A 23,628-nucleotide genomic window follows, 5' to 3' on the forward strand; every position below is an offset into this window, starting at 1 on the left:
AGCCACGTCACTACCTCCCTGGAGTCGGTCGTGCCCCCCGACCGGCACCGGGACTTTCGGCCAATCAGCCGCGCCAGCTTAGACCGAAAGTGGTGTCGTCGAAAGCACTCTAGCCGCCCAAGTGGGTCAGTGGGGGCATTAGTCGAGGATCTATCCCTATCGGGTAATGACTCGTTGCGCTTTCTATAGCGCATTCGGGTTCTTATACAGAAAGTGGTTAACGGCCTGCGCTCCGTCGACGATGTAGAAGGGTTTCCGACCATCGGGCGCGCGTGCATCTGCCCTGTGCAGACAGTGCGGCGACCGGTCGCTCGGTCTCGCCGGGGGCGGGAGGGAGTGTCGCGGGAGGACCGAACCTCTCCTTACGTCAGAGAAGAGTCAGCACGGAAAACAGTATGACGGGCCCGTGATCGCCGGCCGGCGGCAGGGCGGAGAAATCGTTTCCGAGGCGGCCGTGGAATGTCGGACGGAGGATCCGATCCCTCAGCGGCCGCGTCCTTGGCCGAACACGGTGACCCCGACGGGCGGGAGGCCCGCGTAGTGAGACAGAGCCAACGAGAACGCCTCGCCGTGCGGCCGTAGATCGGTGTTCGTCGGCGTCCACGACGCCCGCAGTTCGATGTCATCGGTGCGTGCGGGACCCGCGATGTCGCCGAACCGGGCGGACGAGGTCTCGGTCACCGTGCCACCGAGCGCTGTCCACGACGCTCCCGCGGAGTTGAGGGCATCGGTGAGCCACGACCACCCCACGTCGGGCAGGAACGGGTCGGTGGCGAGTTCGGCGTCCAATTCCGCTCGCATGTAGACGACGAGGCGGAACACGCCGTTCCAACCGTCCTGGCCGTCCGGGTCGTGCAGCAGCACGAGCCGTCCTGTGGCGGGCACGTCGTCGGGTCCGGTGGTCTCGGCCGCGAGGGCGAACGTCCACGGCGCCAGACGCCGGGGAGCCTTGATCGGCTCCAGTGTCACCTCGGGCCGCGGTGTGACGGAACGCAACGCGGCGACAGCGGCACGGAACTCCTCGGGCGCCTGGGTCATCGAGGTCACCATCCGACTGTAAGACGCGGAGTGCACCGTTCGGGGACAGGCGCGCCGGGGGGCGGCCCGTCCGGAGCGACATGGCACGATTGTCGGTGATGACAACTTCTCCTGCGTCGGCCCGTCGAGACCTCTCCGATGCGCCGCTTCTCGTCGCCGCGCGGGGTGGCACGCCCGCGCACGTCCCCGTGTGGTTCATGCGTCAGGCGGGACGGTCTCTGCCCGAATACCGGAAGATCCGGGAGGGCGTGCCCATGCTCACCGCCTGTCTCGACCCCGAGCTGCTCGCTGAGATCACGCTGCAGCCGGTGCGCAGACACGGAGTGGACGCCGCGATCCTGTTCAGTGACATCGTCGTGCCGCTGTACGCGGCGGGGATGGACATCGACATCGTGGCGGGCACGGGCCCCGTGGTGGCGAACCCGGTACGTTCGCGGGCCGACGTGGCCGCTCTGCCCGAGCTCGACCCGGAACAGCTGAAGCCGGTCGCAGACGGCGTGCGGCTGTTGGTGGAACAGCTCGGTCGGACCCCGCTGATCGGCTTCGCCGGGGCACCGTTCACGCTGGCGTCCTATCTGATCGAAGGCGGACCGAGCAAGAACCACGCCCGTACCAAGGCGCTGATGCACGGTGAGCCCGAGCTGTGGCACGAACTGGCGGAAGCGCTCGCGCGGACCGCGCTGACGTTCCTGCGGGTTCAGCTGGACGCCGGTGTGGACGCCATTCAGCTGTTCGACTCGTGGGCGGGCGCGTTGTCGCCCCGGGACTATCGGGAATTCGTGCTGCCGCACTCGACCACGGTGTTGGAGGGCGTCGCCTCCTACGGCGTGCCACGTATCCACTTCGGAGTGGGTACCGGTGAACTGCTGCCGGACATGCGGGACGCCGACGCCGACGTGGTGGGCATCGACTGGCGGGTGCCGTTGGACGAGGCCGTGCGCAGGTTGGCCACTCCCGACCGTCCGGCGCCGGTGGTGCAGGGCAACCTCGACCCGGCACTGTTGACGGCCCCGTGGTCGGTGATCGAGGCCGAGACCCGCCGTGTCGTCTCCGAGGGACGTGCCGCGGGCGGGCACATCTTCAACCTCGGACACGGCGTGCCTCCGGAGACCGATCCGGAGGTGTTGTCCCGAATCGTGGAGTTGGTGCACAGCCTGTGAGGGAGAACGCCGAAGGCGATGTGCGGGGAACCCGCCCGGCCCGGGTGGTGGTGGTCGGGGCGGGGGTCGCCGGCCTCACCGCCGCCTGGCGGCTTCGTACCGAACTGGGGGCGAAGGCACGCATCACGGTGTGCGACGCGGCGTCTGTCGCCGGTGGCAAGGTGCGGACCGTGGAATTGGCCGGACGACGGTTCGACGTGGGGCCGGAGGCGGTTCTCGCCAGACGCCCGGAGGCGGTGGCGCTGATACGCGAGCTCGGCCTCGGCGACGACCTCGTGCACCCGACATCCGCTTCGTCCACCATCCGTGCGTTGGGGCGCACGGTGCCGATGCCGAAGGGCACGGTGATGGGCATCCCGGCTTCGGCCGAGGCGGTGGCGGGCGTGCTGTCCGACGACGGCGTCAGGGCGGTCGCAGAGGAAGCCTCCGGCCCGCCGCTGTCGCTGCCGGATCACGACGTGTCCCTGGGTGAACTGTTGCGGAGCCGGTTCGGCGACGAGGTGGTGGACAGGCTCGTCGACCCGCTTTTGGGCGGCGTCTACGCGGGGGGAGCGGACGGCCTCGGCCTGCGCGCCACCCTGCCCGCCGTGGCCGCGGCAGTGGACGCCGGTGCGACGTCGCTGACGGAGGCGGTGCGCAGGACACTGCCGGAACGACCCAGCACGGCCCCCGTGTTCGCGACGCTGCGGGGAGGCCTCGGTGACCTCGTGAACCGGCTCGCCGAGCTCAGCGCCGCCGAACTCCGCCTCGGCCGACCTGTGCGCGAACTCGTCCGGCGGTCTTCCGGCGGGTGGCTACTGCGCACCGGGGCCGCGGCTCCCTCCCACGCGCCCGTCGATGCCGACCTGGAGGCCGACGCGGTGGTGCTCGCGGTACCCCCGCCCGCGGCGAGCAGGCTGCTCGCCTCCGTGGCTCCCGACGCGGCGTCCGCGTACGCCGAGATGGAGCTGGCGTCGATGGCGGTCGTCGCGCTGGCACTGCCTCCCGGCACAGAACTGCCCCCGTCATCGGGAGTGCTGATCGGAGAGCGGGAACGGCACGCCGACGGCACCCGGTTCACGGCGAAGGCCTTCACCTTCTCTGCACGCAAATGGGGACATCACGACAGACCGCACGAGCCGGTGCTGATCCGGGGGTCGGTCGGCCGGTTCGGCGAGCCGAGCACACTACAGGTCTCCGATGACGAGCTGGTCGAACGCGTCCGCCGCGACCTCGCCGAGTTGACCGGCATCACCGAGCCTCCGGTGGAGACTCTCGTCATGCGCTGGGGTGGGGGACTGCCCCAGTACGGCGTGGGCCACGTCGATCGCGTCGCGCGTATCGAGCGGGCCGTCGCCCGGCTCGACGGGCTCGCGGTCGCCGGTGCTGCACTGCACGGTGTGGGGATCCCCGCATGTGTGGCCACCGGGGACGCGGCCGTCCGCCGTGTAGTGGGACAATGAGGTCATGGCGCGGTTGAACTTCGATGAACTGAACAACACCATCCGCTACACGGCTTGGTCGGTGTTTCGGGTCGAGCCGGGTGCGCTCGGGGATGACCGTGGGCAGGCAGCGTCCGAGACGGCCGCCTATATCGATGCTCTCGAGGACAAAGGTATTGTCGTGCGCGGCGTGTACGACGTCGCGGGGTTGCGCGCCGACGCCGACTACATGATCTGGTGGCACGCCGAGGAGGTCGAGCAGGTACAGGCCGCCTACACCGGTTTCCGTCGCACGCCGCTGGGCCGCGTGTCGACACCGGTGTGGAGCCAGTTCGCCCTGCACCGTCCGGCCGAATTCAACAAGAGCCACATTCCCGCGTTCCTCGCGGGCGAGGAGCCGCGTAAGTACGTGTGCGTGTACCCGTTCGTGCGCTCGTACGACTGGTACCTGTTGCCCGATGACGAGCGGCGGAAGATGCTCGCCGAGCACGGCAAGGAAGCACGTGACTACCCGGACGTGCGCGCCAACACAGTCGCGTCGTTCGCGCTCGGGGACTACGAGTGGATTCTCGCGTTCGAGGCCGACGAACTGCACCGCATCGTCGACCTGATGCGCCATCTCCGGGCGACCGAGGCCCGCAGGCACGTGCGCGTGGAGATACCGTTCTACACCGGCACCCGGGTGCAGCCGAACGAGCTGGTGCTCAACCTGCCGTGACGGCGACGCCGCGCAGGCGTACACCCGGGCCGGGCGCCGGTCTCCCGGAAAGCCGCCGAGGGCTGCACGCTGGTCGTCAGTCCTCGGTCGGCACCAGGCGCAGTGCGACCGAGTTGATGCAGTACCGCTGGTCGGTCGGCGTGGGAAAGCCCTCGCCCTCGAAGACGTGGCCGAGATGGCTGTGGCATGAGGCGCACAACACCTCGGTGCGCACCATGCCCAGTGAGCGGTCCTCACGCAGCAGCACGGCGTCGGAGTCGGCCGGGTCGTAGAACGACGGCCAGCCACAGTGGCTCTCGAACTTCGTGTCGCTGCGGAACAGCTCGGCGCCACACGCACGGCAGGTGTACACACCCGTGGTTTTCGTGTCGTTGTACTCGCCGGTGAAGGGCCGTTCCGTGGCGGCCTGGCGCAGCACCGCATATTCCTCGGGGCTGAGCTGAGCACGCCATTCCTGCTCGGACTTGACGACCTTCGGAGTTTGTTCGGTGCTGGACTCCATGTTTTCCAGGTTACCCCGCGAGCCAGGCGAAAAGATCGCCCAGGGTGTCCCACGCGCTCATGAGCACGCCGATGAGAATCAGGCACACGATGAGCACGGCCGCCCACCAGCGCAGGCCCCCGGCGCGGTTGCTGCCGTCGGCGAATTCGGCGACACCCCGTAATGAACCCTCCACCGTGAATGCGGGGTCGCAGCGCTGCATCCGGTCCAGGTGCTCGGCGAACGCCTGTGCCTCGGGGTCGTTCGGATCCAGCCCAACGAGGTCGTCGTTGAACCGAGGGTGACGTTCGGCGCCCGGATTCTCGGTCATATCTCCACGGTAAGACACCCGAACCCCGTGCTACAGGGCGAATGTCAGAGCTGTTGGTTGGTTTCCGGTCGAGGGTCGCCGTCGAGCATCAGCTTGCCGTCCAGCATGAGGACGCGCATGTAGATCGGCTCCAGGCCGTTGCCGAAGTCGACGCTCACGACCATGTTGAGTGAGCCGTCTGAGTTCTTGGGATTGCCTTCGACCGCGACGGCCTTCCGAACGTTCTTGATCGTGTGCTTGGACCAGTACGCGTCGTACTCTTCCCGGCTGCCGAAGTACTTCTGTTGGGAGTGAGGTGTCAGCAGGTGCCAGTGGGCGCTCGGCCCCTGCCCGTTGTCGTAGTAATAGTCGACCAGGAGGTCGCCCGCCCTGCGGTACTCCGTGATCTCGGCCTCGGAACTCGGCGGTGCCTGCTCGGAGGTCGGTGTCTGGGGCGCGCTGGGTGACTGGGACGAGCTCGGACCGGCCTGCGGATCCTCGTCCTCGCCGCCACTGGTCAGCACGATCACCAGTCCCGCCGCGACGACGAGTACTACAGCGGCCACGGCTCCGAAAATCAGGTTCTTCCGTCTCCCCCCATCCGAGGGGGAGCTGGGCGCGGGCGATGCGCCGGCCGCCGAAGCGGCCGGTTCCTGCGGGGCCGATTCAGGCGGGGCGTCACGGCGCCACGGCGGTGGACTCGCCGGGGTGGCCGGAGTGGCGGTCATCTCGCGCGTCTGTTCTTTGGGGGCCGGAGGCGCGACGGCCGCGGCGACGCTGGACTGCCCGGAGGCCAGTTGGGCGAGTTTGTCGCGCGCTTCCGTCATGCTCGGCCGGTCCTCGGGCTCCGGACTGAGCAGCCGCATCAGCAGTGCGGTGGCGGGACCGGCCTGCTGGGGCGGGTTGATCTTTCCGCTGGCGGCGGCGTAGAGCAGGGCGAGCTGGTTGGTGTTGTCGCCGTACGGCGGAAGACCCTCGATCGCGTGGTACAGCGTCGCGCCGAGAGCGAACACGTCCGAGCTGGGCTTGGGGTCGGCGCCTCTGGCCAGCTCCGGTGCGAGATATGCGGGGGTGCCGCCGATCAATCCCGTCTGGGTGAGCGTGAGGTCGCCGCTGGCGCGGGAGATGCCGAAGTCGGTGATCTTGCAGACACCGTTGTCGTCGATCAGGATGTTTCCTGGTTTGATGTCACGGTGTACGATGCCCGCGCGGTGTGCGGCGATGAGTGCCGATGCCACCTGCTCGCCGATACGCGCCACCTCGGGTACCGGCAGTGTTTCGTACTCGGTGAGGATCGCGGACAGGCTCCGTGAGGGGAGATACTCCATCACCAGACACGGATCGCCCTCGTGCTCGGCGATGTCGAACACCACGATCGCGTTGGGGTGTTGGAAGCGGGCCGCGTTACGTGCCTCACGCATGGCGCGCTGCCGCATGGTGTCGCGCTCGGCGTCGGACAGGCCGGGTTGCGCGATGATCTGTTTCACGGCGACGGAACGTTCGAGGCGTTCGTCGATAGCACGCCACACGATGCCCATGGCACCGCTTCCGATGTGCTCGACGAGGCGATAGTGACCTGCGATCAATTGACCGGTGTTGATGACACTACTCCTCGGTTACATTCCGCGATCGTGAACTGGCAGCGGGTGCGGCAGAACTGTGACCCGCACACCTATCGAGTGTACCGGTACGGCTGCCGACGCCGACGTCAACCGCCGGGCGGGTCGGCTCGCTCCAAGGACGAATCCTCCGAAACCGCAACGGTTTTCGGCTTCGCTGTTCGTGTCGCCCACAGCACGCCCAGTGCGCCCAGCAACGCGAACGTCGCATAGCAAACGATTAACGCGGGTGGTGTGGTTCCGGTGAGCGCGTCACCGAGCACCACTACCGCCACCGTGCCGGGGAAACTGCCCACCACGGTGCCCACGAGATAGGGCCGCAGTGGGAGTGACGAGACACCGCAGAGGTAGCTCAACGGCGCGAACGGGATCACGGGGATGAGGCGCAGTGACGCGACGGCGAGTGTGCCACCACGGGCGAGGCGGTCGTTGACGACTTTGACCGGCCTGCGGTGCAACTGACGCAACACCACCTCCCGTCCCAACGACCGTGCGAGCAGGAAGCCGAGCAGACCGGACAGCATCGTTGACACGAGTGCTATCGAGACGCCGACGAACTCCCCGAACAACAGTCCCGCGGCGAGGTTAAACACCGTGCGTGGGATCGGTGCCGCGGTGAGGACCGCGTAGGCCGCGAAGAACGCGACGACGCCGACACCGCCGAGCCCCTCCGCCCACATCCGCAGCTGTGCGGGTCCGGGAACCGGTACCAGCACAGCGACGACAGCGAGGGCGCCGACGACGGCGAACCCTGCAATCACCTTGGCCGTCATCCGCACGCTGATCACGGTAGACGACGGATGCGGCGGCTCCTGTCTCGGTCCACACCATCCGACCGGAGGGGTCAGTCCTTCGTGTCCCCCGTGCCCGCCGTGTCTCCGACGAGACGGCCGGTGTGTCGCAGGCCACGGCCGGGATCGTGAGCTCCGGCGTCGCCCGTGCGGAACCAGCCGTCGGCCGTGCGGCGTCGGTCCAACGTGTCGGGCGAATCGAGGTACGAGTCGACGACGGTGTGACCGCGGAACTGGATCTCGCCCAGTTCGCCGGATGCCAAGGGAGTGCTCGTGCGGGGATGGGCGATTCGCACCTCGACACCGTCCCCGATCGGTGTGCCGCCCGACTGCGCGCGTGTGTCGAGGGGAGCGTCGACCGGCCACAGCGTGGCGGGGGAGCACACCTCGGCCGACCCGTACATGGCGGTGCCGCTGATCCCGAACACCTGCTGTGCCCGGCGCACCGCATTCGACGCCGTATCCGTGTCACCGACCACACCGAGCCAGCGCCACGAGGTCATGGCCTTCCCCTCCACCGGGCCGAGCTCGGCCAGAGCCCCCACGAGGCGGTCGTCGGCGGCGAGATGAGTGACCCCGAAGCGGACCACCTCGTCGAGCAACGTCCGTGGAGTGGGTGTGGGGTCGAGCAGGCATGCGCTCCCACTCGCGACGGCGGCGAACGCGAACGCCAGCCACATCGGGTCGCACGTGGGCCGCGCGCACAGCACGACGTCGTCATCACCGAGGCCGAGTGCCGAGGCCAGGTCCCGGGCGTGCCGCGTGAGCGCTGACTCACGGTGTGCCGCCAGGCCGGGCAGGAAGGCCACCGCGAGTTCGTCCCCCTCCACCGGGGGCATCGGCATCCCCGCCGTGGCGGCGCTGGGTAGCCACGCGCCCGCGCCCACGTCGTAGGGCGACGGATCGACCGGCGGCACCCGCCCCGGTGCTGTGACGACGGACACGGTGGGAGCGCCGCCGTGCGCAGCGCAGCGACGGAGAGCCTCCCGCAGTGAGGCACCGGCATCGTCGTGGCCCGTGTACGGCGCGGCGACGACCTTGGGCCGCACTCTGCGCAGCACCTCGACGAATTCGTCCGGCAACACGGCCGGATCGTCGTCGGCACCGGGGTCGACGCCGACGGCATACGCCCCGAGCGAGGCGACGGCGATGTACCACTCCAACGCCGACGACCACGCGGGCAGAGCGACCAGCACACCGTCACCGCGTCCGACACCCGCCGTAGCGAGGTCAGCCCGCAACTGCAGCGTGCGCCGCCACAACTCGGCACGGCTGACATGCTGGGGCTGGTCCGGATCGGCGTCGATCGCGATGATGGCGTGCGGGTCGCTCTTGGTCTGGCCTGCGAGCAACGACAGAAGATTCACCGACCGTCAGAGAAACATCTGCCTCGAGTTCAGTCAAGACCGAACCGGTGCGCACTAAGGTCTGGACATGCCGATTCACCATGTCCACAAGTCCACTCGCCGCTTTCGTCGGCCGGAGATGTCGCGGACCACGGTGGCGGCCGTCGCGGTCGTCGTCGCGGTCCTTCTCACCACGGTGCTCACCTCGCCCGGTGCGGCTTCGGCCGGGCCCGGCCACGGCCCCCGGGTGCTGCGCGTCATGAGCTACAACATCCATACCGGTATCGGTGCCGACGGCGCGGCGGACCTGGGGCGGGTCGCCTCGGTGATCAGTGAGGCGGACGTGGACGTGGTGGCCCTGCAGGAGGTCGACGTGCACTGGGCCGACCGCAGTGGCTACGCCGACCAGGCGACCGAACTGGCACGGCTGACGGGGATGTCGGTGTACTTCGCACCGATCTACGACCTCGATCCCGCGCCCGGATACAAGGAGCGTCGCCGCTACGGCGTGGCCGTACTGAGTCGTCACCCGATCCTGTCGGCCACCAACCACGAAATCACCCGTTCGTCGACCGTGGACCCCGATGCGAAACCGGAACCCATGCCGGGTTTCGCGGAGGTCGTCGTGTCGGTGCGCGGCATGCCGGTGCACGTCTACAACACGCACCTCGACTACCGGCCCGATCCGACCATCCGGAGCCGCCAGGTCGCGGAGACACTCGATATCCTCCGGCAGGACCCGCCCCGGGCCCACCAGTTGCTGCTGGGCGACTTCAACGCGGAACCCGCGGCCCCGGAACTGGCACCGCTGTTCGAGCGCCTACGCGACGCCTGGGGCGGTCGAGAGGGCGGGCTGACGTATCCCGCCGAGGACCCCACCAAACGGATCGACTACATCACCGTGGGCGGTGACGTGCGTGTGCTGAACGCGTCCGTTCCCGCCGTCGAGGCCTCCGATCACCGCCCCGTGGTCGCCACGCTTCTCCTGCGGTGACGGCTCGGTGACACCGCGTGGGCGAGGGCGTGGGTGCGGGCTCGGGTAAAAGCAGTGTCAGGCCGGGTCAGGCCGGGCACAGAGTGCCGTCCTGCGGCACGACCCCGTCGACGAGGAACTTGGTGACCTCGTCGGCGACACAGCCGGACCCGAGCGCACCGTGTCCCGCGCCCTGCCAGGCGACCCGCACCGCGCCCGGGATCTGCTCCACCGCGTGGATGGTGCCTTTCTCGGGCGTGATCGGGTCGGTCGCGGTGCTGAGCACCAGGATCGGCGGGGCATCGGGAGAGCCGATCTCCGGTGTCTCCTCCTGACGGTTGGGCCACGGGCTGCACCACGCGAGCTGCTGAGCCACCACGGCACCGAACACGAGATGTTCGCTGCCTAGCCGACGCGAAACCTCCCGGAGTCGGTCGCTGGGCAGTCGAGCCTCGGTGTCGTTGCAGTGAGTGACGAGAACACCGTCCACCCTGGCCTTCCACCGGTCGGTGTCCGCGAGCCACGGCTCCACGAAGCCGAACAGTGCTTCGCCGTCACCCTTGCGTGCCGCCGCGATCGCGTCAGCCAATTCCGGCCAGCGGTCCCGTTGTGCCAGTCCGGCGAGGACGGCGCGGAGTACGAGCGCCGAACTCATCCGGTGTTCACCCACCGTCAGCGGAGACGCGCGGGCGTCGTCGGCGAGGGAGGTCACGGCGGCGCGGACGTCCTCACCGAGCGGACAACCCCGGTCGGTGCAGTCGGCGGCGAACTGATCCAATGTGGCTTCCGCCGCGGCAGCGACGTCGCCGAGCTCGGTGGCCACATCGGTCGACGGATCGGGCACACCGTCGAGCACGACGCGCCCCGTGCGTTGGGGGAACCGCGCGGCGTAGTAGGCAGCGGGCGTCGACCCCTCTCCGTGGGCCAGGATGTTGAGCCGCGGGACACCGAGCCGCGCCCGCAACTCGTCCAGATCACCAGCAGTGCGCCAGCTATCGAATGCGGTTTGGACGTCCTCCAGGTTGAGGGCGCACTGTTGGCCCGCGGTCCTGGCCGCATCGAGGAGTGGGTCCACGGTGGTCGTGGGGTCGTGGCCCAGAAGAGTCCCCCGCTCCTCGGCCGGGATGCACTGAACGGGCTCGGAGGACCCCGTGCCCCGACGGTCGACACCGATCAGGGTGAATGTCGCCAATATCTCGTCGGGCAACGTCTCGGCCAACCGCACCGCGTACCGGGTGCCCGGTTCACCACCGATGTCGTTCAATACCACCAGGGGTATGGAACCGTCGCCGACCTTGGTGAGGGCGATCCGGGTGAGTCCCAGCCCCGGCAGACCGGGGGCGTCCAGCGGTGTCATCACGCGAGTGCACGACACACTCGGCGCATCGTCCCCGCGCTCCAGTCCCTGCAGCAGCTGTGGGTCGCATTCCTGCCACTCCAGCGACGACTCCTGCGGCTCGGCCAGATCCGGCAGTGGTACGTCGCGTGAGGTCTCGGTGGTGGTGGACGGCGCGGGGCCGCCGTCGTTCTCGAGTACCGCGGGCCGCGTCGACGGCCCCGCGGTGCAGCCCATGGCGAGCAGCCCCACCAGCGCGGACACGACGAGCTGTCGACGAGCACGACCACGGCGCGGCACGGAAAACAGGCCCTCTCTCTTCCTGCTGACCTTCTCGACACACAACCTTGTCACGGCAGCGGTGAGGCGCACGTGAGCGGGGCCTCACCCATCGTGCCGGTCGGTCCTGCGGTACCGCAGCATCAGGAAACCGTCCTCGTGCAGTACCGATTCGAGCCGCAGTGTCCGTGGCAGCGGGCTCGGTGTCCCGGAGACGATGCGTTCCGCGCCGGCACCCGCGAGCAGTGGGGCGATCGTGAGGCACAGCTGGTCCACGAGGTCGGCCGCCACCAAGGTCGCGAACAATTGGGGCCCGCCCTCGCAGTCCACCCGGCGTAGGCCGCGCTCGGCGAGTGCCGCGAGCGCTGTGTGCGGGTCCACGACGTCGTCGCCCGCTTCGATCACGTCCACCCCGGCCGCGGTGAGAGCGTCCTTGCGGTGTCGTGGCGCCTGCCGGGTGGTGATCACGATCGGAGGGACCGTGGTGTCGGTCACGAGCAGGTCCTCCGGAGTGATCCGGCAGCGCCCCGTGACGACCGCGATGGGTGGCAGGTCGCCCAACCCCAGCCTGCGCCTGCGTTCGACCCGTAGCTCGCGGGCCTTCACTCCCCGATACCGCTCGGTCAGGGCCGTGCCCGCGCCCACGAGGATCACGTCCGCGAGGTCGCGACCCAACCCGAACACCCGCTTGTCCGCGGGATGGGACAGCCCTTCGGACCGGTCGGACACCGACACCGCGCCGTCGGCCGAGGACACGAAGTTCACCTGCACCCATGGGCGCGTGAGGTCGGGTGGATAGTCGTAGAGACGTTCCAGTTCGGCATCGGTCAGCGACGAGAGCTCGACCGGAGTGGGCAGAAGGCGGTGCACAACGGCCATCACAACATGAGACGACCCACGCGGCCTCTTCGGGGGCGACACATACGCTGATCCGTATGCCGACCGAGCAGCTGACCTCCCGCCATCCCGAGATCGCCCCGGACGAACTGGTCTCGACACTGGTACCCCCACCGCGGTTCGACGGTGTGCGGTTCGCCACCTACGTGCCGAACCCGGCCGAGCCGAGCCAGGCCGAGGCCGTGGCCGCGTGCTCCCGTTTCGCCGAACGGGTGGCCGACTCCGGGGGCGGGACGTCGAAGGGCTGGCGCGCGTTGTTCGGGCGCGGCGGCCGTAAACAGCCCGCACAACGGTCCGGGCTCTACCTCGACGGAGGATTCGGGGTCGGCAAGACCCATCTGCTGGCGTCCATCTGGCACGCGGTGCCGGGGCCGAAGGCGTACGGGACGTTCGTGGAGCTCACCCACGTGGTGGGCGCGCTCGGGTTCGACGAGGCGGTCCGGAGGTTGTCCGGGCACCGTCTGCTGGCCATCGACGAGTTCGAGTTGGACGATCCCGGCGACACGATGCTCGTCACCCGCCTGCTGCGGGAGCTGACCGAGGCGGGAGTGTTCGTCGCCGCCACGTCCAACACGCTGCCCGACAAACTCGGTGAGGGCCGGTTCGCCGCCGAGGACTTCCTGCGCGAGATCCAGTCGATGTCGTCGAAGTTCGACGTCGTCCGGGTGGACGGTCCCGACTACCGGCACCGGGGCCTTCCCGAGCCGCCCGAGCCGTTGAGCGACGAGGAGCTGACGGAGTCGGCGAACGCGTGGCCCGGCGCCACGCTCGACGACTTCGACGAGCTCTGCGACCACCTGGCGCATCTGCATCCGTCCCGGTACGGGCGGCTGGTGGACGACGTGTCGGCCGTACACCTGCGTGGGGTGCGGCCCGCGAGCGACCAGGCCATCGCGTTGCGGCTGGTGGCGTTCGCCGACCGCCTCTACGACCGTGCCGTTCCGGTGTTGGTCTCGGGTGGTTCGCTCGGCGAGCTGTTCGACGAGGACATGTTGGCGGGCGGCTACCGCAAGAAGTACCTGCGGGCCGTGAGTCGGCTCACCGCACTGGCTCGCGACGCCGTCGACCCGTCCGGGGCCAGGGCGTGACCGTCGCCCGCACCAGTGGTGCCGTGCCCAGGGTCACCGCGACGGCCGTGGCCGCACCGCCCACGACGTCGGTGACGTAGTGGTAGCCGAGCCCGGCCATACCGACCGCCGCGCAACCGATGAGCCCCGCCCCGACGACGAGCGTGAGAACGCGCGTGCGCGTGGTCGACACGGCGAGCGCCACCACGGTCACCGTCGCCACGAGGCTCACCGTGTGTCCGCTGGGGTAGGCGAGATGGTCGTCGTAGTAGCGGCCGAACCACGGTTTGAGCACGACCGTGTTGAGTCCCACGGCCAAGGCGGGCGCCAGGACGGCGAGCGCCGCGAGGTCGAGGCGACGGCGGAACAGCCCGGTCACCGTCACCACGGCGAGGACGGCCAGCACGGCCCACGGCTCCGTCGGCGCCACCAGTACGTGCAGCACCCACAACCCGTCGAACGCGTCCTCGACACCGGCTTCGAACGCCCGGTCGAGACCCGTCGGAACACGCTCCCCGGCGACGACCAGCCCCAGCAGGAACGCCGCTGCCCCACACAGTGTCGCGAGGACGTGCGGGGCAGCGGAGGTGCGGTCCCCGTTCACTCCCGTCCGACGACCTGGGCGAGCGCGTCGACACCCCGGTCGAGGTCGGCTTCCTCGATCACCAGCGGGGGAGCCAGACGCAGCGTGTGACCGTGGGTCTCCTTGCACAACACGCCGCGCTTCAGCAACGCCTCCGCGGCCTCACGGCCGGACAGGCCGTCGGCGGCGAGGTCCACACCCGCCCACAGGCCTCGTCCTCGTACCGCGGTGACACCGTTGCCGACGAGTTCGGACAGTCGTTCGTGCAGGCGGGCGCCCAGAGACGTCGACCGCTGTTGGAACTCTCCGGTCGACAGCAGTCGCACGACCGCGCGACCCACCGCGCAGGCGAGCGGATTGCCGCCGAACGTGGAACCGTGCTCACCGGGCCGCAGCACTCCGAGCACGTCGGCACGGCCCACCACTGCCGACACCGGCATGATGCCGCCGCCGAGCGCCTTCCCCAGCGTGTAGAGGTCCGCGGTGACCCGTTCGTGGTCCAGCGCGAACACCGTGCCCGTCCTGGCCAGTCCGGACTGGATCTCGTCGGCGATGAGCAGCGCACCCGCCTCGTCGCAGAGCCTGCGCGCTTCGGCGAGATAGCCGTCCGGCGGCACGATCACGCCGGCCTCACCCTGGATCGGCTCCAGCAGCACGGCCGCGGTGCGGTCGGTGATGGCCTCGGCGAGGGCCTTCGCGTCGCCGTAGGGGACCACGACGAAGCCCGGGGTGAACGGGCCGTAGTCGGCACGCGCGTCCTCGTCGGTGGAGAACGACACGATGGTCGTGGTGCGGCCGTGGAAGTTGGAACCGGCGACCACGATCTGCGCCTCCCCGTCGGGGACGCCCTTCACACGATAGGCCCATTTCCGGGCGACCTTGAGCGCGGACTCCACGGCCTCGGCACCGGAGTTCATGGGCAGCACCATCTCGGTGCCGGTGAGTTCGGCCAGCTCACGGCAGAACAGCCCGAGCTGGTCGTGGTGGAACGCGCGCGAGGTCAGTGTCACGCGCTCGAGCTGTTCGACGGCGGCCCTCACCAGGTCGGGGTGGCGATGGCCGAAGTTCAACGCCGAATAGCCGGACAGGAAGTCGAGGTAACGTTCGCCCCGTACATCGGTCACCCACGCGCCCTCACCCTCGGCGATCACGACGGGCAGTGGGTGGTAGTTGTGCGTGCTCCAGCGCTCGTCCAAGACTATGTACTCGGCCGGAGCGGTGCCGGCGGTGCTGTCGGTGTCGGTGGGCCTGTCGGCGAACGTTGTCATACGTTCAGATTAGGTCGAGAAGGGCGGCGAAATCATCCGATAAACATTGCCTGAGTTCGTCGTTCATTGCGTATTCGGGCGGCAATGGATACGGATCGTTGCATCTTCCGTAGGGCGGATGTGGCGGTGGCGTGACGTCGGTGGGATCTGCGACAGTACCTTTCCGTGACCGACGATCTCTCTTTCCTGCGCCGACAGGCCCGGACCCAGCGTTTCACGCTCGGAACGCCGAAGAACTTCCGCGTCTCCCCGGATGGCAGCCGGGTGCTGTTCCAACGTTCACGGACGGCGACCGACCGGCGGAACAGCCTGTACCTGCTCGACATGCGCACCGGTGAGGAATCGGTTGTGGTCGACGCCGCCGAGCTGCTACCCGGTGAGGAGGAGTTGCCCGCCGAGGAACGCGCCCGCCGCGAGCGGACGAGGGAGACTTCCGGAGGCGTGGTGGGTTATGCCACCGACAACGCGTTCCGAGTGGCGGCGTTCTCCCTGTCCGGCAAGCTCTACACGGCCGATCTCGACAGCGGTGACGTGCGGTTGCTCGTGGACGCGTCCGTGGTCGATCCGCGGCCCGACCCCACCGGGACGCATGTCGCGTACGTCAGCGACCGCAGGCTGCGGGTGGTGGAGTTGGCCTCCGGCGCGGACCGCGCCCTGATCCCCGACGAGGGACCCGACGTCACATGGGGGCTCGCGGAGTTCATCGCCGCCGAGGAACTGAACAGGACGCGCGGCTACTGGTGGTCGCCCGACGGGCGGTGCCTGCTCGTGCAGCGCACCGACCGCGCCGAGGTACCCACGTGGACCATCGCCGACCCGGCGAATCCGGCGTCACCCGCCACCACCGTCGCCTATCCCGCGGCGGGGACACGCAACGCCTCGGTCTCGTTGTCGTTCCTCGGTCTCGACGGCAGCAGAGTGGACGTACAGCACGGCGACTGGGAATACCTCGTGGCCGTGCACTGGTCGGCGGCGGGACCGCCGCTGATCGCGGTGCAACCCCGTGACCAGCGGCGGCTCGAGTTCTACACGCTCGACCCGCAGAGCGGCTCGGCCCGCCTCCTGCGCTCCGAGGAGGACCGGCACTGGGTGGAGATCGTCACCGGCGTTCCCGCGTGGACTCCGGAGGGCAGGCTGGTGCACGTGGGTGTCCGCGACGACACCTACCGCGTGCTCGTGGACGGCGAACCGGTGACCCCTGTCGGACTGCAGGTACGGTCGGTACTCCACGTGGGCGACGAGGTGCTGTTCTCCGCCTCGGCGGACGATCCCACGCAGATCCACGTCTACCGCACCTCGGTCGGTGAGGTGCAATGTTTGTCCCGAGTGGACGGGGTACACATCGGCGCGGGAACCGCGGACACGACGGTGCTGTCGAGCTGGAGTCTCGACCACAGCGGGCCGAAGGTCTCGGTACTGCGGGACGGTGAGCCGGTCGCCGAGATCGCGTCGTATCCGATGGAGCCCGGGCTGGAGCCCAAGCCGGTGTGGCTCACCGTCGGTGAACGTGCTCTGCGGGCGGCGCTCGTGCTACCCACCGGACGGGACGTCGACAGTGCCTCCGCCGACGGTCCACTCCCGGTGCTGCTCGACCCCTACGGTGGTCCGCACGCACAGCGGGTGTTGCAGAGTCGCAACAGCTTCCTCACCTCGCAGTGGCTGGCCGACCAGGGATTCGCGGTCCTGGTCGCCGACGGGCGGGGAACTCCGGGACGTGGGCCGGCGTGGGAGAAAGAGGTGTACCACGCGCTCGCCGACGTCACGTTGGCCGATCAGGTGGACGCGTTGCACGCCGTCGCCGAGCGGTACCCGAACCTACTGGACCTCGACCGGGTGGCCATCCGCGGCTGGTCCTACGGCGGCTACCTGTCGGCGTTGGCCGTGCTGCGCAGGCCCGACGTGTTCCACGCGGCCGTGGCGGGTGCTCCCGTGACCGACTGGTCCCTGTACGACACCGCCTACACCGAGCGCTATCTCGGACATCCGGACGACAACCCGGACGTCTACGAACGGAACTCACTGATCGCCGACGCGCCGTCACTGCGCAGGCCACTGTTGCTCGTGCACGGCCTCGGCGACGACAACGTCTTCGTCGCCCATGCCTTGCGACTGTCGGCGGCACTCCTGGCGTCCGGTCGCGACCACACGTTCCTGCCGCTGGTCGGAGCCACCCACATGACCCCACAGGCCGAAGAGGTCGCGGAGAACCTCATGCTGACGCAGGTGCGTTGGCTCAAACGACAACTGGGCGTGGAGGGCTGACAGCGAGGGCCCGTGCCCAGCATGGGCACGGGCCCTCGTCTCGCTCTCAGAGCGCGCAGTAGGCGTCCAGAGCGGCTTGGGCGACATGCTGTTCGCGTGGGGTACCGCCGATCAGGTGGTATTCGTTGGCGGCCACGACGACCTGCTTGCTGCCGTCGTCACTCGTCAACCACAACGTGGTGTAGCCGAGGACCGCCCCGGAGTGCTGCCATGCCGGACCACACCGGGTTTCCGTCAGGAAGACACCCAGTCCTATGCCGCCGGACCCGTCCTCGGTGATCGGCACGATGTTCTTCAACTCGGCCAGCTGGGGCTCGGGGAACAACTCGCCCGACAGCAACGCGCGCTCGAACCTCGCCAGGTCATCCAGAGTGGACACCATCGCGCCCGCGGCTCCGGTCGCCTGCACGTTGGACACCGTCACGTCGCGCGGCGGCAGTCCGCCGACCCGGAAGTAACCGCGCAACCAATCGCCCTGTGGCTCGGGGTCGGTGGGGAAGTCGGTGTCGTGCAGCCCCAGCGGGGTGAGGATCCGTTCCCGGACCTCGAGGTCGGGTGAGTTGCCGGTGACGGCTTCGATCACCATGCCCGCCAGCTGGTAGTTGGTGTTGGAGTAGCTGGGCCGCTCTCCGGGTGCACCGGTCGGCGCGTGGTCGAGAGCGATGTCCACGAGCTCCTGTGGTCGCCACCGCTTGTGGGGGTTGAGGTTCGCGGTGTAGGACACGAGGACCCGAGGATCGTTCATGTACTCCGGCAGTCCGGAGGTGTGGTTGAGCAGCTGCCGGACGGTGATCGCCGAACCGTCGTGGTCACCTGTGTCGACCACTCTCGGCAACCACGTGTCGAGGGTGTCGTCGAGTGAAAGTCGCTTCTCAGCTTCCAACTGGAGCAGCACGGCGGCGATGAACGCCTTGGTGTTGCTGCCGATCCGGAACCGGGTTTCCGGGTCGGCGGGGACTTTCCTGTACCAGTCCCCGCGCCCGGCGTGGACGTATTCGGTGTCCGCATCGTCGCGAACCAGGCCGATGACCCCGGGGTATCCGTTGTCGACGCCGCGTTCGGCTCCTGCTCGCAGGATCTCGGCGGCGGTCTCCGTCTCGGACGCCGCTGCGACGGAAGGCCCGACGAAGGCGGTGACCGCGAGTGACAGGACCGCCCCGAGTGCGGGAATGCGTAAAGACTTCACTAAGGTTCCTCCCCGGTCGTCGGCGTCCGATGCGCCGGGGCGTCGACGGTGCTCGTCCGGCGGGAAGCGTTCGCCTCGAACGCGAACCGCGCGCCGTCGGCACGGAAATGGTCGACGCGGGCACCCTCGTCGTGGCCGTCGGCCACCCATATCCGGCCCCCAACGTTGACCGTGACCGCGACCACCGTTTTGACGCCACGTCAACAGTCCGATTCCGACAGTAGCAAAACCGGCCGGGGTGTGGAGGAGCCCGATGAGGACACCGAGGACGTCGAGGATGCCGCTACCCGAGCGCGACGAGCTCGGGTAGCGCTCCGACGGCTCGCTTTCCGCCGAAAGAACATGCCCCCATCCGTGCCCGGCCAGCGGCATCCCAAGATCGAACGTCGTGGTCACCAGCGCGTTCGCCACGGTGGGCAGCTTGCGACCCGAGGCCACGGAACATGCGTGGCACGGTTGCCGAGTCCTTCCCGAGGGTAGTCGGGGGTATGGGCAAAACGGTGTCGCACAAACTCATCGAGGACCATCTCGTCGACGGCAGCATGGAGCCGGGGACCGAGATCGCCCTGCGGGTCGACCACACCCTTACCCAGGACGCCACGGGCACGCTCGTGATGCAGGAGCTGGAGGCGCTCGGACTGGACCGTGCGCGCACGGAGGTCAGCGTCCAGTACGTCGACCACAACCTGTTGCAGACCGATGAGAAGAACGCGGAGGACCACGCCTACCTGCGGTCGGCCTGCCGCCGGTACGGCATCTGGTACTCCAAGGCCGGCAACGGTGTGTCGCACCCCACGCACATGCAGCGGTTCGGCATCCCGGGCAAAAGCATGGTGGGCTCCGACTCGCACACACCTGCGTCGGGGTCGATGGGCATGTTGGCGATCGGCGTGGGTGGTCTGGAGGCCGCGACGGCGATCGCGGGCGAACCGGTGTACTTGCGGATGCCGGAGATCTGGGGCGTGCGGCTGACCGGGGAGCTGCCCCCGTGGACGTCGGCGAAGGACATCATCCTGGAGATGCTGCGCAGGCACAGCGTCAAAGCCGGGTTGAACCGCATCATCGAGTACTACGGGCCGGGCGTGGCGACTCTGTCGGCGATGGATCGGCACGTGATCGCCAACATGGGCACGGAACTGGGTGCGACCACCACCGTGTTCCCGTCCGATGCTGCGGTGTACGAGTTCATGCGTTCCGAAGGCAGGGAGGACGACTACCGGGAGATCTTGGCCGACCCGGACGCCACTTATGACATCACCGAAGAGATCGATCTGTCCACAATAGAACCACTGGTCGCGAAACCGTCCTCACCGGACAACGTGGTTCCCGTGCGCGAGGTGGTGGGAACGGAGATCGGTCAGGTGGTCATCGGATCGTCGGCCAACCCCGGACTGCGTGATTTCGCCATCGCCGCCGCCATGATGCGGGGGCGGCAGGCCCACGATTCCGTGAGTTTCGACGTCAACCCGACGTCGCGGGAGATCCTGGCCGACCTCACGAAGATGGGCGGCACGTTCGACCTGATCTCGGCGGGGGCGCGTATCCATCAGGCGGGTTGTATGGGGTGCATCGGCATGGGGCAGGCCCCCGCGGTGGGGCACAACTCCCTGCGCACGTTTCCCCGTAACTTCCCGGGTCGAAGCGGCACCCGCGAGGACGCGGTGTGGTTGTGTTCGCCCGAGACGGCCGCAGCCTCCGCGCTTACCGGTGTGATCACCGATCCGCGGGAGCTGATGGACAAGTTGGGCCAGGACTATCCGGACCTACCATTGCCCGAGCGGGCGACGGTGAACACGGACATGCTGGTGCCGCCACTGCCTCCCGAGGAGGCCCGTAGGGAACAGCTGGTCAAGGGCCCCAACATCTCAACGCTGCCGGACTTCCCGCCGCTGCCGACGAGTGTCGAGGCTCCCGTGCTGCTCAAGGTGGGCGACAACATCTCCACCGACGAGATCTCCCCCGCGGGGGCGAGAGCGCTGCCGTATCGGTCGAACGTGCCGCAGTTGGCGGAGTTCACGTTCGACCAGGTGGACCCGACGTACCCGGACCGGGCGAAGGAACACACCGACACCGGACACCTCGTGGTGGGCGGCGACAACTACGGACAGGGCTCGTCACGTGAGCACGCCGCGATCACTCCTCGTTACCTCGGGTTGAAGGCCGTCATCGCCAAGTCGTTCGCGCGTATCCACTGGCAGAACCTCGCGAACTTCGGCATCCTCGCGCTGGAGTTCACCGACCCCGCCGACTACGACCGCATCGACCAGGGTGACGTGCTGGCGTTGGAGAACCTGCGCGACGAGTTCGCGACGAGCCCCGAGCTGACCGTCCACAACCGGACGAAGGACGAGAGCTACCGCGTGCACCACCGACTGTCGCAGCGCCAGATGGACGCCGTGCTCGCCGGCGGCCGAATCCCGCTGCTAGCCCGCTCGTGACGGCGAAGGCGACCCCGGCCCAAGCCGCACGCGGCACCCCCGGTGCGAGGCGCGAAAGGGACACGGTAAGCTATCTCGCGTCACCACGAAGAGGGTGGCGGCCGGGCTGTGGCGCAGTTTGGTAGCGCACTTGACTGGGGGTCAAGGGGTCGCAGGTTCAAATCCTGTCAGCCCGACGGTCATGAGGGTCTCTGGGCAGCGGAAACCTGCAGCTCAGAGACCCTTTTTCTGCGTTGTTTGTGGTGAGTCGGTTCGGATGCAGAGCGCGCCGTCTGGGTACTGAGTGACTAGGTGGGTGACTACCGCCCTGGCGAGGCCCCGACGGTGGCTTGGATGATGGCTGCCTAAGGATGGCCGAGATCGCGGATGACAACGCTCGATCTCGAAGCCCGTCGGCAGCCGTCCCGACAGACCTCTGGTGCTGGCCCACGGTGAGTGTTCGAGGAGTGCGTCAACCTTCCTCTACTCCGGGGCAATCTCGCCGCGCTGACCAGTCTGTTGGGCAGCAGCCGTGGGAATGCGGCGACTACACTCGCCTCGGCGCTTAAGAGGTGGTCTTAACTTCCCCGCGACCGGACTTCACTGCCGTAATTGTCCGATTGCTTGTGAATGAGCTCTGGTAGTGCATGAGAAGGCCATATCTCAAATCTGTAGCACTCTATCGTTTCGTCAGTGGAATTTATGGCTTGGTCCCGCCCACGCGCGTAAACGCGGAGTCGATAGATTCCCGGACCATGATGAGACAAGATGGGCAGCTCTTCGGGAATGTCGCTCATAAGTCCGTGTATGACGAGTTGTCCACGTGGAGAATCGAGTGTTACGTCTACGATTTCGTCCCAGGCATCGAGCTCTCCAAGAGCTGGTTCGCTCTCGAAGAGCTCGACTGTAACAACGACGCTCCCTGTGTGAACGCCGGTGAGGACGACTGCTCGGCCTAGTTCTACGCCTACCAGGCCATTATGGATGGCTAGCGATGCGTCAACCATGCCGTCCATGTTGAATTCCTCAATAACGATCTGATGGTAGGTCAGATCTAGTTCCAATGTCGATTTCCTCACCGGCGTATCCAAAACGGCTCCTTACCTCATCATGGGGTGATCACCACAGTGAAAGCGTCTTACTCGATCACTCGGTTCTTATTATAGAAGGTGGCCAATGCGCTGCCACCCAGCCGGTTCTGTGTGCTGTCAATGAAGCGCCTGCTAAACCCGCCGGACCCCGTTGCTGCGCCTTCCCAGGTGGACGCGAAGGGATATTCGTCGCAATCTGTCCCTGGTGGCCGAGTAAGGCTGCTAGGACATGACGTATTCCGATTTTTCTCGCGCATATCCGAGTCGGTCAGTCGGTGCAGCGGTCGAGTTGAGCTGCCGCCAGGCAGGCCCGACTGTTGAGCGTCTCGGATGTGAGCTGCAAGTTCGGGATACGGTCCACTCAGAGAGTAGTTCAACTCAGGGATTACCTCGAATACACAGCCAGGACCGCGGCCAGGGAGCATGTTGTCACATCGGACTGGAGCAGTCTGGGTTTTGGCTGTGCGAGGACTCATCCACTGCGGGTTAGACGTGGTGAGCGTAGTGTGAATCACGGTAGCGCCAATATCGCCCCGGTTGGGCACTGTGGCGTTAGCGCTTGCGTAACCTTCGTAAGTCGTGCCAGGAGAGAGCTGCTTGGTCGGCCAACTTTGGGTCCCGTGGTGCAGACCCCTTCGCACCAACTGGTGCCAGATATTGTTGTGCCCAGTGCTGTTCCCCAGGCAGATACCTCGCCGAGGGTCGCTTGGAATTGCCAGTTGGTTGAGCTCGCTGAAGTGAAGGCGTAAATTACCTGACCGTAGGTCAGTTCCCCGGTGACCTTACCATCATTTAGATTTGTTACGGTGATTTTTCCAATCCTCATGCCGCACGCTTCTGTTCTCGTCACAGTGACTACGTCACGCGTGCACCAGCCGGGGGCTGGGATAACAGCAGTCGGGGAAGTGTGATCGTCCGCGGCGTTGACATAGGAAAGGCAGGCTATCGAGCCTTCGTCGGCGGTTCCGCTAAGTATGCCTTGTTGTATTTCCTGGGTTACGGTGTCGCAATCCTCTTGTGGAAACCAGTAATCGGCGTCGAGTTTATATTCGAACGAGTCATCTCGTGTTGTATCGCTGTCGCTGGGAATTGCTGCCGCGCTTCCGGCTGTCAGTGTCGCGGTTGAAATCGTGATGACCGATAGGAGGCTAAAAATCAACTTCCTCCGCGGCTGAGATCTTCGCAAGGCTACCTCCTTCTGGGGAATTGGCAAGAATGCACCAATCTGGTGTGATGCAACTGTGAAATGAGCCTTAGACGATGAGCTCGCTGGTCCCGTGTTCGACGACGGTGTGGACCCGGTAGGTCAGGCGGCTCCATCCCGCAGGGGCATCCTCGAGGATGCGGGTACCGATGTGGACGAGGAGATCCCGCTGCTCTTGTGG

The 23,628-nt window shown here is 67.5% G+C and carries 21 protein-coding genes and 1 tRNA gene; 8 read left to right on the forward strand and 14 right to left on the reverse strand.

Features of this window, described 5'->3' with window-relative positions:
- Positions 1-483: 483 nt before the first annotated feature.
- Positions 484-1,038, reverse strand: a complete 555-nt coding sequence (locus tag M7H19_RS12160; RefSeq protein ID WP_298180888.1) for a DUF3000 domain-containing protein — start codon at positions 1,036-1,038, stop codon at positions 484-486.
- 98 nt (positions 1,039-1,136) lie between these two features.
- Here M7H19_RS12160 and hemE point away from each other — a divergent pair, with 98 nt between their 5' ends.
- Genes hemE through hemQ form a run of 3 tightly spaced genes read left to right on the forward strand, consistent with a single transcriptional unit; the run spans position 1,137 to position 4,337 of the window.
- On the forward strand, positions 1,137-2,198 hold the full coding sequence (gene hemE, locus M7H19_RS12165) for a uroporphyrinogen decarboxylase (RefSeq protein WP_298180889.1): 1,062 nt from the start codon (positions 1,137-1,139) through the stop codon (positions 2,196-2,198).
- Complete coding sequence (gene hemG, locus M7H19_RS12170; protein WP_298180890.1) at positions 2,195-3,640, forward strand: protoporphyrinogen oxidase; 1,446 nt, start codon at positions 2,195-2,197, stop codon at positions 3,638-3,640. The genes hemE and hemG overlap by 4 nt, the downstream gene beginning before the upstream one ends.
- 4 nt (positions 3,641-3,644) lie before the next feature.
- Positions 3,645-4,337: a hydrogen peroxide-dependent heme synthase gene (gene hemQ, locus M7H19_RS12175; RefSeq protein WP_298180892.1), complete on the forward strand. Its 693-nt coding sequence runs from the start codon at positions 3,645-3,647 to the stop codon at positions 4,335-4,337.
- Positions 4,338-4,413: 76 nt separating this feature from the next.
- On the opposite strand, the gene msrB is transcribed toward hemQ, so the two are convergent.
- From msrB to M7H19_RS12200, 5 genes are all read right to left on the reverse strand, one after another.
- On the reverse strand, positions 4,414-4,839 hold the full coding sequence (gene msrB, locus M7H19_RS12180; RefSeq protein WP_298180893.1) for a peptide-methionine (R)-S-oxide reductase MsrB: 426 nt from the start codon (positions 4,837-4,839) through the stop codon (positions 4,414-4,416).
- Positions 4,840-4,849: 10 nt separating this feature from the next.
- Positions 4,850-5,149, reverse strand: a complete 300-nt coding sequence (locus M7H19_RS12185; RefSeq protein ID WP_298180894.1) for a hypothetical protein — start codon at positions 5,147-5,149, stop codon at positions 4,850-4,852.
- Positions 5,150-5,193: 44 nt separating this feature from the next.
- Positions 5,194-6,714: a serine/threonine-protein kinase gene (locus tag M7H19_RS12190; protein ID WP_298180895.1), complete on the reverse strand. Its 1,521-nt coding sequence runs from the start codon at positions 6,712-6,714 to the stop codon at positions 5,194-5,196.
- Between the two features lie 122 nt (positions 6,715-6,836).
- On the reverse strand, positions 6,837-7,520 hold the full coding sequence (locus M7H19_RS12195) for a TVP38/TMEM64 family protein (RefSeq protein ID WP_298180908.1): 684 nt from the start codon (positions 7,518-7,520) through the stop codon (positions 6,837-6,839).
- Between the two features lie 71 nt (positions 7,521-7,591).
- On the reverse strand, positions 7,592-8,905 hold the full coding sequence (locus M7H19_RS12200) for an AMP-binding protein (RefSeq protein ID WP_298180896.1): 1,314 nt from the start codon (positions 8,903-8,905) through the stop codon (positions 7,592-7,594).
- A gap of 118 nt (positions 8,906-9,023) precedes the next feature.
- On the opposite strand from M7H19_RS12200, the gene M7H19_RS12205 reads away from it, so the two are divergent.
- Positions 9,024-9,878 carry an endonuclease/exonuclease/phosphatase family protein gene (locus M7H19_RS12205; protein WP_298180909.1) on the forward strand — a complete coding sequence of 285 codons (855 nt, stop codon included), beginning with the start codon at positions 9,024-9,026 and terminating at the stop codon, positions 9,876-9,878.
- 67 nt (positions 9,879-9,945) lie between these two features.
- Here the strand turns inward: M7H19_RS12205 and M7H19_RS12210 are convergent, their stop codons facing one another.
- Both M7H19_RS12210 and M7H19_RS12215 read right to left on the reverse strand, forming a co-directional pair.
- Positions 9,946-11,493 (reverse strand): alpha/beta hydrolase, encoded by a 1,548-nt coding sequence (locus M7H19_RS12210; RefSeq protein WP_298180897.1) that lies wholly within the window; start codon positions 11,491-11,493, stop codon positions 9,946-9,948.
- Between the two features lie 84 nt (positions 11,494-11,577).
- Complete coding sequence (locus M7H19_RS12215) at positions 11,578-12,351, reverse strand: pyrimidine reductase family protein (protein WP_298180898.1); 774 nt, start codon at positions 12,349-12,351, stop codon at positions 11,578-11,580.
- A gap of 56 nt (positions 12,352-12,407) precedes the next feature.
- On the opposite strand from M7H19_RS12215, the gene zapE reads away from it, so the two are divergent.
- Complete coding sequence (zapE, locus tag M7H19_RS12220; protein ID WP_298180899.1) at positions 12,408-13,457, forward strand: cell division protein ZapE; 1,050 nt, start codon at positions 12,408-12,410, stop codon at positions 13,455-13,457.
- On the opposite strand, the gene M7H19_RS12225 is transcribed toward zapE, so the two are convergent.
- Together M7H19_RS12225 and rocD are read right to left on the reverse strand one after the other, a co-directional pair.
- On the reverse strand, positions 13,408-14,040 hold the full coding sequence (locus M7H19_RS12225) for a phosphatase PAP2 family protein (protein WP_298180900.1): 633 nt from the start codon (positions 14,038-14,040) through the stop codon (positions 13,408-13,410). The two genes, zapE and M7H19_RS12225, sit on opposite strands and share 50 nt — an antisense overlap.
- The gene (rocD, locus tag M7H19_RS12230; protein ID WP_298180901.1) at positions 14,037-15,287 is read right to left on the reverse strand and encodes an ornithine--oxo-acid transaminase; all 1,251 of its coding nucleotides are present in this window, start codon (positions 15,285-15,287) and stop codon (positions 14,037-14,039) included. The genes M7H19_RS12225 and rocD overlap by 4 nt, the downstream gene beginning before the upstream one ends.
- Positions 15,288-15,452: 165 nt before the next feature.
- On the opposite strand from rocD, the gene M7H19_RS12235 reads away from it, so the two are divergent.
- Positions 15,453-17,549 carry a prolyl oligopeptidase family serine peptidase gene (locus M7H19_RS12235; RefSeq protein ID WP_298180902.1) on the forward strand — a complete coding sequence of 699 codons (2,097 nt, stop codon included), beginning with the start codon at positions 15,453-15,455 and terminating at the stop codon, positions 17,547-17,549.
- Positions 17,550-17,595: 46 nt separating this feature from the next.
- On the opposite strand, the gene M7H19_RS12240 is transcribed toward M7H19_RS12235, so the two are convergent.
- Both M7H19_RS12240 and M7H19_RS12245 read right to left on the reverse strand, forming a co-directional pair.
- Positions 17,596-18,735, reverse strand: coding sequence for a serine hydrolase domain-containing protein (locus tag M7H19_RS12240; RefSeq protein ID WP_298180904.1), 1,140 nt, complete (start codon positions 18,733-18,735; stop codon positions 17,596-17,598).
- Complete coding sequence (locus M7H19_RS12245) at positions 18,735-18,920, reverse strand: hypothetical protein (RefSeq protein ID WP_298180905.1); 186 nt, start codon at positions 18,918-18,920, stop codon at positions 18,735-18,737. Before M7H19_RS12245 ends, M7H19_RS12240 begins: the two co-directional genes overlap by 1 nt.
- 303 nt (positions 18,921-19,223) lie before the next feature.
- On the opposite strand from M7H19_RS12245, the gene M7H19_RS12250 reads away from it, so the two are divergent.
- Positions 19,224-21,173, forward strand: a complete 1,950-nt coding sequence (locus M7H19_RS12250; protein WP_298180906.1) for an aconitate hydratase — start codon at positions 19,224-19,226, stop codon at positions 21,171-21,173.
- 102 nt (positions 21,174-21,275) lie between these two features.
- A tRNA-Pro gene (locus tag M7H19_RS12255) sits at positions 21,276-21,349 on the forward strand.
- Between the two features lie 381 nt (positions 21,350-21,730).
- On the opposite strand, the gene M7H19_RS12260 is transcribed toward M7H19_RS12255, so the two are convergent.
- Together M7H19_RS12260 and M7H19_RS18640 are read right to left on the reverse strand one after the other, a co-directional pair.
- Positions 21,731-22,243: a hypothetical protein gene (locus M7H19_RS12260; RefSeq protein ID WP_298180907.1), complete on the reverse strand. Its 513-nt coding sequence runs from the start codon at positions 22,241-22,243 to the stop codon at positions 21,731-21,733.
- Positions 22,244-22,290: 47 nt separating this feature from the next.
- The gene (locus M7H19_RS18640; protein ID WP_363321372.1) at positions 22,291-22,719 is read right to left on the reverse strand and encodes a NucA/NucB deoxyribonuclease domain-containing protein; all 429 of its coding nucleotides are present in this window, start codon (positions 22,717-22,719) and stop codon (positions 22,291-22,293) included.
- Positions 22,720-23,628 lie beyond the last annotated feature (909 nt).

The sequence above is a fragment of the Saccharomonospora sp. genome, from assembly GCF_027317685.1.
Taxonomy (GTDB): domain Bacteria; phylum Actinomycetota; class Actinomycetes; order Mycobacteriales; family Pseudonocardiaceae; genus Saccharomonospora.

What these genes read in the sequence shown, in the direction of transcription:
- zapE (WP_298180899.1), top strand. Translation starts at nt 12,408, where the DNA reads ATGCCGACCGAGCAGCTGACCTCCCGCCATCCCGAGATCGCCCCGGAC.
- M7H19_RS12195 (WP_298180908.1), bottom strand. Translation starts at nt 7,520, where the DNA reads ATGACGGCCAAGGTGATTGCAGGGTTCGCCGTCGTCGGCGCCCTCGCT.
- hemQ (WP_298180892.1), top strand. Translation starts at nt 3,645, where the DNA reads ATGGCGCGGTTGAACTTCGATGAACTGAACAACACCATCCGCTACACG.
- M7H19_RS12205 (WP_298180909.1), top strand. Translation starts at nt 9,024, where the DNA reads ATGTCGCGGACCACGGTGGCGGCCGTCGCGGTCGTCGTCGCGGTCCTT.
- M7H19_RS12185 (WP_298180894.1), bottom strand. Translation starts at nt 5,149, where the DNA reads ATGACCGAGAATCCGGGCGCCGAACGTCACCCTCGGTTCAACGACGAC.
- M7H19_RS12160 (WP_298180888.1), bottom strand. Translation starts at nt 1,038, where the DNA reads ATGACCCAGGCGCCCGAGGAGTTCCGTGCCGCTGTCGCCGCGTTGCGT.
- msrB (WP_298180893.1), bottom strand. Translation starts at nt 4,839, where the DNA reads ATGGAGTCCAGCACCGAACAAACTCCGAAGGTCGTCAAGTCCGAGCAG.
- rocD (WP_298180901.1), bottom strand. Translation starts at nt 15,287, where the DNA reads ATGACAACGTTCGCCGACAGGCCCACCGACACCGACAGCACCGCCGGC.
- M7H19_RS12215 (WP_298180898.1), bottom strand. Translation starts at nt 12,351, where the DNA reads ATGGCCGTTGTGCACCGCCTTCTGCCCACTCCGGTCGAGCTCTCGTCG.
- M7H19_RS12250 (WP_298180906.1), top strand. Translation starts at nt 19,224, where the DNA reads ATGGGCAAAACGGTGTCGCACAAACTCATCGAGGACCATCTCGTCGAC.
- hemE (WP_298180889.1), top strand. Translation starts at nt 1,137, where the DNA reads ATGACAACTTCTCCTGCGTCGGCCCGTCGAGACCTCTCCGATGCGCCG.
- M7H19_RS18640 (WP_363321372.1), bottom strand. Translation starts at nt 22,719, where the DNA reads ATGAGTCCTCGCACAGCCAAAACCCAGACTGCTCCAGTCCGATGTGAC.